This window comes from Caballeronia sp. KNU42 (assembly GCF_053760385.1).
Genome location: NZ_CM132389.1, coordinates 1,173,738 through 1,187,600 on the forward strand (window position 1 = coordinate 1,173,738; position 13,863 = coordinate 1,187,600).

At 60.7% G+C, this 13,863-nt stretch carries 11 protein-coding genes; 6 read left to right on the forward strand and 5 right to left on the reverse strand.

The features are described 5' to 3' along the window. Positions 1–56 precede the first annotated feature (56 nt). From ACSOSP_RS24420 to ACSOSP_RS24435, 4 genes are all read left to right on the forward strand, one after another. Positions 57–1,877, forward strand: coding sequence for an alkyl sulfatase dimerization domain-containing protein (locus ACSOSP_RS24420; protein ID WP_455313476.1), 1,821 nt, complete (start codon positions 57–59; stop codon positions 1,875–1,877). A gap of 42 nt (positions 1,878–1,919) precedes the next feature. Next, positions 1,920–3,566 carry a long-chain-fatty-acid--CoA ligase gene (locus tag ACSOSP_RS24425; RefSeq protein WP_455313660.1) on the forward strand — a complete coding sequence of 549 codons (1,647 nt, stop codon included), beginning with the start codon at positions 1,920–1,922 and terminating at the stop codon, positions 3,564–3,566. A gap of 501 nt (positions 3,567–4,067) precedes the next feature. After that, on the forward strand, positions 4,068–5,210 hold the full coding sequence (locus ACSOSP_RS24430; RefSeq protein WP_455313477.1) for a diguanylate cyclase domain-containing protein: 1,143 nt from the start codon (positions 4,068–4,070) through the stop codon (positions 5,208–5,210). Between the two features lie 543 nt (positions 5,211–5,753). Further along, positions 5,754–6,152, forward strand: coding sequence for a nuclear transport factor 2 family protein (locus ACSOSP_RS24435; RefSeq protein WP_455313478.1), 399 nt, complete (start codon positions 5,754–5,756; stop codon positions 6,150–6,152). Between the two features lie 139 nt (positions 6,153–6,291). Here ACSOSP_RS24435 and ACSOSP_RS24440 read toward each other — a convergent pair whose 3' ends face one another. Continuing rightward, positions 6,292–6,570 (reverse strand): transcriptional regulator, encoded by a 279-nt coding sequence (locus ACSOSP_RS24440; RefSeq protein ID WP_031358352.1) that lies wholly within the window; start codon positions 6,568–6,570, stop codon positions 6,292–6,294. A gap of 273 nt (positions 6,571–6,843) precedes the next feature. On the opposite strand from ACSOSP_RS24440, the gene ACSOSP_RS24445 reads away from it, so the two are divergent. Continuing rightward, positions 6,844–7,668 carry a DUF2278 family protein gene (locus tag ACSOSP_RS24445; RefSeq protein ID WP_455313479.1) on the forward strand — a complete coding sequence of 275 codons (825 nt, stop codon included), beginning with the start codon at positions 6,844–6,846 and terminating at the stop codon, positions 7,666–7,668. Positions 7,669–7,720: 52 nt separating this feature from the next. On the opposite strand, the gene ACSOSP_RS24450 is transcribed toward ACSOSP_RS24445, so the two are convergent. Then, positions 7,721–8,062, reverse strand: a complete 342-nt coding sequence (locus ACSOSP_RS24450; protein WP_455313480.1) for a zinc ribbon domain-containing protein YjdM — start codon at positions 8,060–8,062, stop codon at positions 7,721–7,723. Positions 8,063–8,120: 58 nt separating this feature from the next. After that, positions 8,121–9,308, reverse strand: coding sequence for an alpha-hydroxy acid oxidase (locus tag ACSOSP_RS24455; protein ID WP_455313481.1), 1,188 nt, complete (start codon positions 9,306–9,308; stop codon positions 8,121–8,123). Positions 9,309–9,405: 97 nt separating this feature from the next. On the opposite strand from ACSOSP_RS24455, the gene ACSOSP_RS24460 reads away from it, so the two are divergent. After that, a complete protein-coding gene (locus tag ACSOSP_RS24460) occupies positions 9,406–10,233 on the forward strand; it encodes an IclR family transcriptional regulator (RefSeq protein ID WP_455313482.1) in 828 nt (275 codons plus the stop codon). Positions 10,234–11,208: 975 nt separating this feature from the next. Here the strand turns inward: ACSOSP_RS24460 and dapA are convergent. Both dapA and ACSOSP_RS24470 read right to left on the reverse strand, forming a co-directional pair. Beyond that, entirely contained in the window at positions 11,209–12,117 is a 909-nt protein-coding gene (dapA, locus tag ACSOSP_RS24465) for a 4-hydroxy-tetrahydrodipicolinate synthase (RefSeq protein ID WP_455313483.1), read from the reverse strand. Between the two features lie 26 nt (positions 12,118–12,143). Further along, entirely contained in the window at positions 12,144–13,859 is a 1,716-nt protein-coding gene (locus ACSOSP_RS24470; RefSeq protein WP_455313661.1) for an ABC transporter permease subunit, read from the reverse strand. Positions 13,860–13,863 lie beyond the last annotated feature (4 nt).

Genomic DNA, 13,863 nt, shown 5'->3' on the forward strand with positions numbered 1-13,863 from the left:
CGGAACAAGAATTCCGGTTTCGGTTTTATTTTTTCGATTACCGCAAGGAGACATCCATGACCCAATGTTGCGCCGGCCTGTCGCGCCAACCCGCTTTTGACGCGCCACACATTGGCGATCCTCTGGATGTCGCATTCGACGCCGGCGTGAACCTCGCCTACGCAATGACCGCACCGACCGTCCCGCCGCGGCTGACCGAACATTCGCAGCGCATGGCTCAGCGCATTTACCGCGTGGCGGAGCGGGTGTACTGCGCCGTCGGCTATGCGATTGCGAACATCATTTTCGTGGTCGGTGATGACGGCATTGTGGTGATCGATACAACCGAAGCGGTTTCGGCGGCTAAACGAATCTATCAGGACTTCTGTGCAATCGATCCGCGCCACGCGCAACTGCCGGTGAAGGCGGTGGTGTATACGCACAACCACACGGACCACACGGGCGGTGTGCGTGCGTTTGCCGACGAGGCCCAACTCGCGGTGGGAAGTGTGGAGATCATTGCGCATAGCTCGCTGATGGAGACGGTCATCAACAACGCGAACCTTGTCGCGCCCATCCTCGCCGCGCGCTCGGCATACAGCTTCGGCACGCTACTGCCCGCGGGCCCGACCGGCAAGGTCAATGCAGGCATCGGGCCGGTGCTGATTGCCGAACCGGCGAGTTTTCTCGCGCCCACGCGCGTATTCGACGATACCCTTGACATCGTGCTCGCCGGGGTGCGTTTCGAGTTCCACCATGCGCCATCGGAGGCCGATGACGAGATCGTGATGTGGCTGCCCGACCTTGGCGTCCTGCTGTCGGCGGAGGTGATCCAGGGCGAGTGTCTGGCCAACGTGCATACGTTGCGTGGCACGCGCTATCGCGATCCGGTGCGCTGGTATCGAAGCATCGACATGATGCGGGACTTCCACGCGGCGCACATGGTGCCGGCGCATGGCCGTCCGGTGTCGGGCGAAGCTGCCGTGGCGGACGTATTGTCCGTGTATCGCGACGCGATCCAGTTCATCCACGACCAGGCGATCCGCCATATGAATCGCGGTCTCACGCAGGACGAACTCGCCGACGCCATTCCGTCACTGCCGCCGCATCTGGCCCGGCATGCGTGGCTCGGCGAGTACTACGGCACGGTCAAGCATTCCGTGCGGCAGGTGTACACCGGACAACTGGGGTGGTTCGACGGCGATCCCGCTTCTCTCGATCCATTGCCACGGGAAGAGCGGGCACGTCGCACGGTCGACATGATGAACGGTGCCGAAGCCGTGCGCTCGGTCGCCCGGGTGGCGCTCAGGGACGGCGACTGGCGCTGGGCTGCCGAGCTCGCCACGTTGCTCGTGCGACTCGATACAACGGATACCGACGCACGTGCGATCAAGGCGGAGGCGTTGCGCGAGCTGGGGTATCGCACTGAGAACACGAATTGGCGCAACTGGTACTTGAGCGCGGCACGCGAGCTGGAACATGCTTATGACGAGCTGCCGTTCGCGGGCGGCGGCGGACTGTCATCCATGGACGTGATGCGCGCGCAACCGCTTGGCAACGTATTGCAGCGCCTCTGTGTTTCTGTCGACCCTGTGCTGTCCGCCGATGTCCACATGATCCTCACGCTGTGGCTGACGGATCGGGACGCCATGTTCGCGCTGGAATTGCGCAAGGGGGTGCTTCAGGTGCACGAGCGTCCGTGGCCAAATGCTCACCTTCAGCTTGCACTCGATACCGCAGCTTTGTACACGATGCTGCGCGACATCGCGGGCCAGGTGCCGGAGTTGCTTAAAGAGGGAACCGTCGTGCTCGAGCGCGGAACGATCGATCAACTGCGTACGTTCACAGGCTGCTTTGACCGGCCGCAGCGACGCTTGCCCGCGCTTGCGGCACGTTAGGGATCGAGGAGAAGCGCAATGAGAAGCACAATGAAAAGCAAGATGGAAAGAATCTGGTTGAAAGCCTACCCGCCTGGCGTTCCCGCGGATATCGACCCGATGCAATACCGTTCACTGCCGGACCTGCTCGATGAGAGCTTTAGGGCGTTTGCGCCACGGCAAGCGTTTGCCTGCATGGGCCGGACGCTCACGTATGCGGAACTCGACGTGCAGTCGCGCAATCTTGGCGCGTGGCTGCAATCGAAGGGGCTCGCCCAAGGCGCGCGGGTCGCGATCATGCTGCCGAATGTGCTGCAGTATCCGGTCGCAATGGCCGCTATCCTGCGCGCGGGCTACGTGGTCGTGAACGTGAATCCGCTCTATACGCCCCGCGAACTCGAACATCAACTGGTGGACAGCGGGGCGGAGGCGATCGTCCTGCTCGAACCATTCGATGCAGTCCTGCAGGCGGTTCAACGCAACACCCGGGTGTTGCATGTCGTGGTCGCATCGATTGGCGAGATGATGGGCGTGCCGAACCCGCTTGCGTCCGGCGGGCAGGCGCCTGGCCCGCGCACTAGCTTTGGCGAGGCTCTGGCGCAAGGCGCCCGCAGCCCGTTCAAGCGTCCCGATCTCGCGCCCGATGACCTGGCTGTGCTGCAATACACCGGCGGCACGACGGGCGTTTCCAAAGGGGCGATGTTGCTGCACAGGAACCTGATCGCCAACGTGCTTCAGAGCGAAGTATGGCGTGAGCCGTTGACCCGGGAGCGTGCAGATACCGATGATCCCATTGTCACCGTGATCGCGTTGCCGCTGTATCACATCTTCGGGCTGACGGTATGCGCGTTCCTGACCATGCGGGCCGGCGGGCTCGGTATCCTCATTCCGAACCCACGCGATATCCCCGGCATGATAAAGGCGCTGCAGGCTTACGCGATCACCTCGTTCCCGGCCGTCAACACGCTTTACAACGCGCTGTTGAACGACCCCGGTTTCGCCTCGCTCGACCTGTCCAGGCTGATGCTTGCGAACGGCGGCGGCATGGCGATCCAGCAAGGAGTGGCGGCGCGCTGGTTTGAGAAGACGGGCAAGCCGATCATTGAAGGATATGGGCTATCCGAGACTTCGCCGTGCGCAACCAGCAACCCGTCCAATGCCAGCGCGTTCAGCGGGTCGGTCGGGGTACCGCTGCCTTCCACTTTCATTGCGATTCGCGATGACGATGGGCGTGACGTCGCCCTCGGCGAGCCCGGCGAAATCTGCATTTCCGGGCCGCAGGTAATGGCGGGATATTGGAACCGTCCCGATGAAACCGCCAGCGTCATGACACCCGACGGCTACTTCAAATCCGGCGACATCGGCATCATGGATGAACGCGGCTTCGTGAGGATTGTCGATCGCAAGAAGGACATGGTCATCGTGTCCGGCTTCAACGTGTATCCGAACGAAATCGAGGACGTGGTCGCCTCGCATCCTGGCGTCTTCGAGGTCGCGGCAATCGGCGTGCGCGACGAGCATTCAGGTGAGGCCGTGAAGCTTTTCGTCGTGCGTCGTGACACGGGTCTCACTGAGGGCGACGTCATGGCGTTTTGCCGGGAACGGCTGACCGGTTACAAGCGACCGAAGGCCGTAGAGTTTTGCGACGAACTGCCCAAGAGCAACGTAGGAAAGATTTTGAGGCGCAAGCTTCGCGATAGGGAGAGTTAGTAAGCGGGCGTCATCGGCAGAGTCCGAATTGGACTCTGCCGGAACCAGACCTTGGACCACGGGTTGGCCAGCGTTGCAATCAAATCTAAAAACGCGATGGTGCAGGCCACCATCGCTGAAAAATGCCCGTTGGCCGTCTATGCTGCGAACCGGTCGCAGCCGCCCGTCCGTCCCTCGTCCCTCACCCGATACGACGGCGTCCCGCAGTTCATTTCGAGAATTTCTCCGTCGGCACCAGGCTGCGTTGGTACACCGGCCGCGTGTGATTCCCGTCGAACATCGCCATACGGCACGCGACAGCCACGCTCGTGAAAGTGCTTGATGACGCCCGGAACGCGCTCCCGCCAGGCAGCGCGCATCCCATTGCAGTGCACGTAATCGCGTAACTTAAGCAAGTATAGAATACGGGCTTATTCGGCTAAACCGCTCGGACGGACGCCGGCGCCGTGACGAACAACCATGAGACCATGACACGGCAGTCGCGCATAAACGATACGATCCATGGATACGAAAATTGCGCCGTTTAGCTTGCCTCGCTGGCGATTCACCACCTGGTTATGTTATTCCGGGCCCGACGTACCCGATGACATCCGGGTCGCGCTGATCGGAAGTCTGTTCGGCACACTGCCTATTTTCGCTGGCGGCGTCCTCAATACCATCGCTGTTTCCGTTGCGATCGCCATGCGCGAGCCCTCGGCGGCATTTATCGCGTGGGTGGTGATCGAAGTCGTCCTGTGCAGCACGCGCCTGATCTTGCTGATCGCGGCGCATCGTGCGGCGAGGCGCGGCCAGCCGACCTTCACCGACGTCTATTTGCTCCTCGGCGTTCTTTGGGGCGCGAGCGTGGGCTACGGCGCATTTATCAGCATCCAGAGTACGGACTGGATCGCCGCCACGCTCTCCTGCTTGTCCGCTGCCGCGATGGTCGGGGGCATCTGCTTCCGGAATTTCGGCGCGCCCCGGCTGGTCGGGATCATGATTCTTTTGTCGCTTGGTCCGTGCTGTATTGCAGCGGCCATGTCGAAAGAGCTCATCCTGAGCCTGACGCTGATTCAAATTCCGTTTTACCTCGTCGCAATGAGCATCGCGGCATTTCGCCTGAACGGACTGCTTGTCTCAACCATGAAGGCGGAACGGGAGAACGATTACCGTGCGCGCCATGACGCGCTGACCAGCCTGCCGAATCGCGCCGGGTTGATCCATGCGTCGCAGAACCGTTACAGGACGGCGCCGGAAAGCGGCGTAAAAACGGCCGTCCTTTATATCGACCTGGACGGTTTCAAACCCGTCAACGACCAGTACGGCCACGAAGCGGGAGACCTTTTGCTGGTCATGATCGGTGGGCGTCTCAACGCATTGAAGGGACCGGAAGACATGGTGTTCCGCATTGGCGGCGATGAATTTGTCGTCACGGTCAGAGCGCGGAACCATGAGGAAGCGGCCGCATTTGCGGATCGCCTGATCAGCGAAATGTCGGCGTCGTTTGCGCTGACCGCGCATGTTTCGGTCAGCGTGGGCGCGAGTATCGGCGTGGCTTTGATTCCCGATCACGGCAGCGACGTGCTGACGGCGCTCAATGCCGCCGACAAGGCGCTCAACGTCGCGAAGGCAATGGGCAAATCGCGCTGGAGTTTCGCGTCATAGAGGGGGCAAATCTTCGCTGATACGTTGGCGTGCTCATCCGCTTCAGTACAGACGAATCGAATCGGCTCAGCCGGGCGGTCGTAATGCCGTTTGCAACGCGCGTTCGCAGTAAGCGACTTAATACTTAGGCATCCTTGCTTAAGCATGTCCCGCTGCCGCTCTAGTCGATCCGCACTCGACACTCTGGATTTATATCCGGGCACAACCTATAACACCCTTAATCGTGCTGGTTAGGACATTGCGTTTAAGGCCAGCCCATGCTCGTTCCTATGATGATTCTCCAAGCTTCGTGACCTGCGAATCCCGAAGCGGGAGAAACCCCGGTCAGTCCAATCGAGCCGCTTTAACAAGCTGGCCCGTTGTTATCGACGCTGAGAGGCTGACCGCCTTACGCGGGGCAACGTGTCGAGCGTAGGCGAGGGTCCCGCCTGATGCCGGTGCAGCCTTGATCAAGGCGCTCCGCCAACGAGCATCGGCCTTTGCGGCAACTCGATTCTTTCGGTGAGCCGTCCCGCGCCACCCTTTTACCCCAAGGAGGATTTCATGGACACGCCCATGGAAGTTGTGAAGCGAGCTTATCAGGCGTTTGGGCGCAACGACATCGAGGCCGTGCTCGAGTGCGTCGCGCCGACGCTTGACTGGCGGATCGTAGGCCCCGCGTCGTTACCTTTTGCAACGCAGTGTCGAACCCGGCAGGAAGTCGGGCAGTTTTTCAAGGACATGGCCGCGGACGGGGAGATCACGGTGTGGGAACCCCGGGAGTTTATCGACGCGAACGAGCATATTGTCGTTCTCGGGTTTGTCCGGGTGACGCTAAAAGAAACCGGCAAGCCATTCGAGTCGGAGTGGGTTCACATCTGCACGATAAAGGACGGCTTGCTGACCCGCTGGATCGAGTTCTTCGATACCGCGGCGCGTTTGACCGCTTCACTGCGCGATTGACTCGGGTTGAGGTGCGGCACACGTGAGCCGGTGCCGCATTCGTCAGGCTCACTGCTATTTTGATGGCGGAATGTGCCGGGCAATTGTCCGGCACATTGCATGAAGGCCGCAAAATCGCATTCACCCTGCCGGGCCTGCACTAGCCTTCGCCAACTGGCTTCGATCCCCCGTTGAGCCATGCCATCTCCACGTGCAGCAGTTCCGACAAGCGACGGCAGTCGGCAGCTCTCGGCAGCGTGATACCTGCTCGCCACAGAGTGACGTCCCCCTCGGTGACACCCAGCGATTTCGCCACGCGCCCGGACGAAAGCCCTGAACGCTTGATGGTCATGTCGAGCCTCGCCGCGAATGCGCGGCCCGCCCGTTGGCGATCAGGGGCTTCGCTGACGTGATGGTCGGAAAGGGCGTGGGCGTTCATGAATGTCGCAGGATCTGATACACGGTTACGGTGCTCGAACGGGGCACTCTACGCGACGAAAGAGTCGTCATGGTGACATTACATACCGCTGGAAAGAGCCGATGTGTCTGCGAGCGTACACAAGATCAGCGGCGCCTCGATCGAAAGCCGCGCCTACGCTTTTTTAATGATGTTTTGATGGCAACCGAACATTGAACGGATGTTTCTCGACACTCGCCGTTTCGATGGCACTTCTCGGCAGACAGTCTGTCGAACCGGCCGGCGAGAACTGCAATGCGCATCGCCTCGAACACATCAATCGATTGTGCGCATTCCGCGGCGCTCGATCCCGGTCGTCCGGCAGCCGCGGCAACGTTTGCGCAAGGGCGCTCGCGGGAGCAGGGAGGACGAGGCTGGATCTCGCTGGAGCAGCAACTGCTGCCGGTTTTACTACGAGGAGGATGCATGGGAGTGAACTACGGGGTGCTCAAGGGCACCGTGACCGGTCATCTTCGCAACGCGGACGACGACCACTATCAAATCCTGGTGCACGCGGGAACGACGGTATTCCGGATTGCGTCGAACGTGAAGTCGTCGGCGCCTCACGCGCCTTCAACGGTTTTGTTCGTAGAGCAGGATACGTTGCCCGGGGCATTGACGAGCGGTCTGGGCGCGTTGACGCCAGGTTTCACCCCGCTGCCTTCTACGCCCGGCGGTCTTGCCATCGACTATGTGCGCGGCGGCCTGGTCGATACCAAGACAATGACGCCCGTTCCCGCCGACGCACCCGGCTCGACCAACGACCTGAAAGACAAACTGGAAAGCGCGGTGGTTGCGGCGATGGCCATGGAGGGGTCGATCGTTTACGCATTCGGATCGAGATGGGGTCCTGAAGAAAACAAGCCGGATCAGTATTTCAAATTCGTCCCCGGCAATGGCGTCCACGACATCCATATGAACCAGGGCAACGGCGCGCCATACGAGCAGGATAACGGCGCGTATCAGGATGGAGCGCTGATGATCGCGTACGCGGACGGTACGTGGCGCGCGTTTTTCTTCGCGTTCCAGTCGCAGACCTTCGATACCGACGACCAGGGCAATCCGATAGCAGGGGCATGAGATCTTCGAGAAGTCATCCTTGCCGGATGACTTCTCGAATGCCGGCCAGGTGTCAAACCTTCTTCAAATAGCAGGCTTTCAGCATAAAGCTGCCGGCGTCCATCTTGCAGTCGACCTCGTGGTCACCGCCTACCAGCCGAATGCTCTTCACCTTCGAACCCACCTTCAGCGTGATCGACGAACCCTTCACTTTCAGGTCCTTGATCAGCACCACGGAATCGCCGTTGGCCAGCACATTGCCATTGGCGTCCTTCACGACTGCGTTCGCGTCGTCATCGGCTGGTGCCGCTTCTGACGCTGACCATTCGTGACCGCAGTCTGCGCAAATGATGCGATCGGCGTCCGCGTAGGTATTCTCCATCGCGCAAAGTGGGCAGGCTGGGAATGGTGTCATGGTTTCTTCCAATAATCGTAACGGTCGGGGAGGCGCGAGCGCGCTCCGGCGGCCGGGATTATAAGAGGCTCGCCGATTGCATTGTTAAATCCAGGACCGCATCACGCGAACCATCGCGGCCGACGAACTCCGGGCCGAGATCCGGGATTCCCTGGCACCCCAGCAAGCGCAGAGAAATCACCATCTCGTCCATCATCAGCGCGAGCACTTCGCCGGCCCCGGACGCCCCGCGTGAGGCGAGTCCATACAGCGGCGCTCGCCCGAGCAACACGCCTCGTGCGCCTAACGCGACGGCCTTCAGTGCATCGCTGCCGCGCCGTACTCCGCCATCGATAAAAACCTCCGTCTTTCCGCGTACTGCCGCAACGATTCCCGGCAGCAGCTCCAACGGCGCGAACGTGCTTCCCAACTGCCGCCCCCCATGATTCGATATCACCACGCCATCGACGCCATGCGCAGCGGCCAGCAACGCGTCTCCCGCACTCATGATGCCCTTGACGATCACCTTGCCGCTCCAGTGCCGTCGTACCCACTCCAGATCCGTCCAGCCCAGCGTTAAATCCATCTGCCGGCTCAGCATGGCGGCGTGACGCGACAGGTCCGCATGCTCCCCCACGCTCTTGGCAATGTTCTTCAATTGCGGCGAACCCGCGCGCGCCATCTGCCAGCACCAATGCGGATGCGTCAGGCAATCAGCGAGAAGCCTGGGCGATAAACGCAGCGGCAATCGGAAACCATTGCGCGTGTCGTGATCGCGTTTGCCGTGCACGGGGACATCGACGGTTAGAACCAGCGTTGAATAACCCGCAGCGCTTGCGCGCCGCATCAGGTCTTCGGCAATGCCGCGATCCTGTTGCACATAGAGCTGCATCCACAGGTCGCCTTGCGGCGCGGCGGCGCGTACATCTTCCAGCAGCGAGGTCGACGCGGTCGACAAAACGAATGGCAAGTTCACGCGGCTCGCAGCTTGCGCGAGCAGTTCGTCGGCACGTGGCCAGAAGAGACCGTTCAGGCCCGTCGGTCCCACGATCAACGGCGCGGCCGCTTCGCGTTCAAAAAATTGCGTCGTGCTTGAACAGCGCGACACGTCGGTAAGCACGCGCGGTTTGAACAGCCATTGCCTATAAGCATCGCTATTGCGCCGCAACGCGTCGCCGTCTTCGGCGCCGCCATCCAGATAGTCAAACGCAAGCCGCGGCAAGCGCCGCCGTGCAGCGATCCGGTACTCAGCAACAGAGGCAAGCATCAACGCTCCGCGAAATGGAAATCGGCCACAAACACGTGATTCGATTGCACTACAATTGAGACAATCACCATCCGATACTTTCAAACCTCACACGAGCATGTCAAAAAGCGCCGCTGGCACGCCGGAAAAGCCCGAAGAGAAAGCGCTTCAGCGTTCATCGCTCTTCGTCGGGTCGACGGAAAAAGCCTTCCAGGTCCTGCACGCCTTCGACGGTGCGAGCCGTCACATGACCCTCGTCGATATCGCCCGCGCATCCGGCCTCGACCGCAGCGCGACCCAGCGTCTTGTTCATACGCTCGAAGCGCTCGGCTACCTTTATCGCGTGCCCGAAACGCGAAACTACGCGCTGACAACGAAGGTGCTGCAGTTTTCGTACAACTACGTGCGGGCCAACGAACTCATCGACAAAGCCTCGCCGTATCTGCTCGATATCAGCCGTCGTCTCGGTGAAACCACCAACCTGCTGGAACTCGATGGCCACGAGATCGTGTTCGTCGCGCGTTTTCCCGGGCAGCATCTGGTGAACATCGACATTGTGGTCGGCGCTCGTTTGCCGGCCATGTTCACCGCCGCGGGCATAGCAATACTTTCGCGTTTGTCGGACGAGCGCGTGCGCGAAATCCTGGCGCAGACGCCACTCGATCCGCTTACGCACTACACCGAAACTCATCCCGACAAACTGCTCGAACGCGTCCGCAGGGTCGCGCGACGGGGTTACGCGGTGATCGAGAACGAGACCGTGCTCGGCGATATTTCCGTCGCCGCGCCGGTCACGGATCACGGCGGCATGGCTGTTGCCGCGATCAACATTTCGGTGCCCACATCACGGTGGACGATCGAACGCGTGGAGGCCGAACTCGCGCAGCACGTGCAAGTCGTCGCGACTTCGATTTCGAAAGCGCGGCTGTCGACTTACAAGCGTTGAGAGGGGGATTTTCGTTCGCACTCGGGGTTGGTGGGCGGTCGGGGTGGTGCTTTCGGGGTTAGTGGTCGGGGTTAGTGCCGGGTTGCTGCTTTCGGCCTTAGCGGTCTGCTTGCGTTGGCTTATTTTTTTATCACTATTAGCCACTGCGCGTGGCGGCGCGTCATTTCTTTGTCCAAAGCGACAAAGAAACGAAGCAAAGAAAGCGCTTTCAAAACGCGGGCCCATAAGTTGACCTAGCGTGCAGTTCCTGCGTTTTTGGCACCCCAAAAGCACGGTGCTCGCAAGAGCGACGGATGTGTGAAACCCTCTTTCTCCGAACACGGATACCCACACGCTTCGCCACCAGTGACTGAACCTGCCCAAGGGACACCCCGCGCTATCCGCGTGAACCACCCATCGAGTTTGTACGCATCTCGAACCGCGCGGCCAACCGACCAAGTGACAAGGTCCCACCATGCGTAAGCCCTTACCCAACTAAAATAACCGTGCAGGCGGCCCATCCAACTTACCAAAACCTCAGGCAGTAGCATGCGTCGAACTGTGATCTACGAACATGGCCGCGCGGACCAAGCAGCTAACCCAGCAAAAAACTGCAGTCATGAATACGCGTAGAGTCGTGCGGGTTCCTTAACAAGTGTGCTTGCCCGAGAGCGTACGGGGCGAAGCGTGTGCGTGTAAGAATTCGCGAGAAGGAGGGTTTCACACATCCGTGGCTCTGGCGAGCACCGTGCTTTTGGGGCACCCATGAATGAAAACTGCACGCTGTGGACACTTAGGGTAGAGCGGTGAAAGCGTTTTCTTTGCTTCGTTTCTTTGTCGCTAAGGACCAAGAAATGACGTGCCGCCACGCACAGTGGCTAACAGTGATAAAGAGAAAAGCCAACTCACGCAGACCACTAAGGCCGAAAGCAGCAACCCGGCATAGACCCCGACCACTAACTCTGAACACGGGCACCTCCACCCACCACCCTCATACTATTCCTCCCCCCGTTCAAACAAGTCGAGTTGTTTCTCCAACTCCACGCGCAAGCTCGCCGATAACCCCGGTTCCGCCTGAACCAGCGGCGCAAGCATCGCGGGCGCGTGGACATCGATCAGGTCCATCACGGACTTCATCGGACCGGGATTCGTCTCGGCGAACGCCAGGTTCATCAGCGGAATCAGCGAACGATGCAACGTCAACGCTTCCCGCGTTTTCCCCTCTGACGCCAACTGATAGATTTTTCGCCATGCAGTGGGCAGCAACGTTGCCGTCACCACAATCCCACCCTTGGCGCCGGCCGCCACATGCAACGGGAACAACGTATCTTCGCCGCTCAGCACGGCGAACGATTCGTCCACGCCCGCAACGGTGCGCAGGAAGTGCCACATGTCCGTGTTGCATGCCTTCATGCCGATGATCCGCTCATGCTTCGACAACTCGTGCAGCACTTCGGGCGCTATCGCAATCCGCGTGCGGTACGGGATTTCATAGATGAGGATCGGCAGCGGCGATTCATCGGCGTAACGCATGAAGTAATCGCGAATGCCGCCTTGCGTCGGATTCGTGTAGTAGGGCGTCAAAACGAGCAGGCCATCGGCGCCGGCGGCCGCGAAGTCCTTGCCCGCTTGCATCGCATCGTGATAACCGGGATCGAGCACGCCCGCGATAACGGGAACCTTGCCCGCTGCCTGCTGCGCCGTTATCTCGGCCATGCGAATGCGCTCAGCGCGCGAGAGTGCGCCATATTCACCGGTGCCGCCAAGCGGCACGACGCCGTCCACGCCCTGCTTCAGCAGATAGCGCATGAGCGCGCGAGCGGCGTCGGCGTTGATGGTGTCGTCGGGATTGACGGGAGTCGGAATGGCCGGCAAGACGCCACGCAGTTGGTGTGCTGAAAGCATGAGTTAGTCCTAGAAAACAAGGTTATTCAAGAAGCGAGGCTGCGGCGGCGCAAGCGGTCCGCCACCCAGATCAAGGCTGCGATAAATACGAACAGGCACGTGGAAACGGCCGCAATGACCGGTGAAATCTGCATCGTGATTTCGTCCCAGAACTGCTTGGGCAAGGTCGTACTCAAGCCGCCGGACGAGAACAGCGCGATGGTCAGTTCATCGAAGGAGGTCGCGAAAGCGAACAGGAACGACGACATCAAGCCTGCGCCGAGAATCGGGAACGTGACGCGGCGCAGCGTGGCCCACGGGCGTGCGCCCATGCTGTGCGCGGCGAGATCGAGCCGCGTGTCGTAGTTGCGCAGCACCGCCATCATGGTGATCACCACGTAAGGCACGGCCACCACCGTGTGCCCCAGCACGAGGCCGAACGACGAACCGATCAGACCAATCTTCGCGAAGAAGTAGAACACGCCCACTGCGATGATCATGCGCGGCACCACGATCGGCGCGAGGATGAAAGCAAGCATGGCCGCCTTGCCCTTCATGCCGCCGCGCACCAGCAGGAACGCGGCGGGCGTGCCGATCAGCATCGAGAGAATGCCGGTGCCGATACCCACCAGCATCGAGCGCGTAATCGCTTGCATCCACAACGGCGAATCAGTGATCTGCCGATACCACTGCAACGAGAAACCGTGCGGCGGCCACGCAAGACCGGACGCGGAATCGAACGAGAGCGGAATCATCAGGAATGCAGGCGCGCTCAGGAAGACCAGCAGCAGGATCACCACCACGCGCAACGTCAGGCTTTCGCCATTGGCGGCGCGGCGTTTGCGGCGTTTGGGCAATACGCCGATGACCGCATCGGTGGCGTTGCCCAGCGCGGTCAGGATCACGTCGCCGAGTTTGCGGCTCCAGCCGCCGCCGCGCTTCGGACCACGCGCGGCCGAGCTGCCGCCGGCCATGGTGGAGAGGCCGACCATGCGGTCATAGATCAGGAACACAAGCAGCACGACCGCCAGCAGCAGCACGGAGATTGCGCCCGCAAAACCCCAGTTCAGCGCCTGCATCACCTGGTCGATGATCAGTTGCGTGATCATGGTCTGATGGCGTCCGCCGAGCAGCGTGGGCGTGATGAAGAAGCCGATGGCCGTGACGAACACCATCAACGCGCCCGCGGCCACGCCCGGCAGCGACAGCGGGAAATACACCTTCCAGAACACGGTGCCAGGACGCGCGCCGAGCGTGGCGGCAGCGCTTGGCAAGCGGCGGTCGATGTTCTCCATCACCGAGAGCATGGTCAGCACCGCGAGCGGCATCAGCGCGTGGACCATGCCGACGATCACGGCGGAAAAGTTATAGAGCAGGCTCAACGGCCGGTCGATGATGCCAAGTCCAAGCAGCACCTGGTTGATCACGCCGTTGCGCCCGAGCAGCACGACCCATGCAAATGTGCGTACGAGAAAGCTGGTCCAGAAGGAGAGCAGGACCCAGAACAGGAGGCGGTTCTTGCGTTCACGCGTCAGGGAGGAAATCAGATACGCGATCGGATAGCCGGTGAGCACGGAGAAGAAGGTCGTCCACAACGAGACCTTGAGCGTGATCAGCAATACATCCACATACACCGACGACGCAAAGAGCCGCTTGTATTCGACGAGCGTAAAGCCGCTGCCGTTGTGCACGCTCAGCAGCAACAACTGGCCGACGGGGTACACCAGCATCACGAGCAGCAACACGATAATCGGCGCACTCATCGCG

Excerpts from the sequence above, each read along its gene's own strand:
- ACSOSP_RS24430 (WP_455313477.1), top strand. The coding sequence starts at position 4,068 with ATGGATACGAAAATTGCGCCGTTTAGCTTGCCTCGCTGGCGATTCACC.
- dapA (WP_455313483.1), bottom strand. The coding sequence starts at position 12,117 with ATGCTTTCAGCACACCAACTGCGTGGCGTCTTGCCGGCCATTCCGACT.
- ACSOSP_RS24435 (WP_455313478.1), top strand. The coding sequence starts at position 5,754 with ATGGACACGCCCATGGAAGTTGTGAAGCGAGCTTATCAGGCGTTTGGG.
- ACSOSP_RS24440 (WP_031358352.1), bottom strand. The coding sequence starts at position 6,570 with ATGAACGCCCACGCCCTTTCCGACCATCACGTCAGCGAAGCCCCTGAT.
- ACSOSP_RS24450 (WP_455313480.1), bottom strand. The coding sequence starts at position 8,062 with ATGACACCATTCCCAGCCTGCCCACTTTGCGCGATGGAGAATACCTAC.
- ACSOSP_RS24445 (WP_455313479.1), top strand. The coding sequence starts at position 6,844 with ATGCGCATCGCCTCGAACACATCAATCGATTGTGCGCATTCCGCGGCG.
- ACSOSP_RS24455 (WP_455313481.1), bottom strand. The coding sequence starts at position 9,308 with ATGCTTGCCTCTGTTGCTGAGTACCGGATCGCTGCACGGCGGCGCTTG.
- ACSOSP_RS24470 (WP_455313661.1), bottom strand. The coding sequence starts at position 13,859 with ATGAGTGCGCCGATTATCGTGTTGCTGCTCGTGATGCTGGTGTACCCC.
- ACSOSP_RS24420 (WP_455313476.1), top strand. The coding sequence starts at position 57 with ATGACCCAATGTTGCGCCGGCCTGTCGCGCCAACCCGCTTTTGACGCG.
- ACSOSP_RS24425 (WP_455313660.1), top strand. The coding sequence starts at position 1,920 with ATGGAAAGAATCTGGTTGAAAGCCTACCCGCCTGGCGTTCCCGCGGAT.
- ACSOSP_RS24460 (WP_455313482.1), top strand. The coding sequence starts at position 9,406 with ATGTCAAAAAGCGCCGCTGGCACGCCGGAAAAGCCCGAAGAGAAAGCG.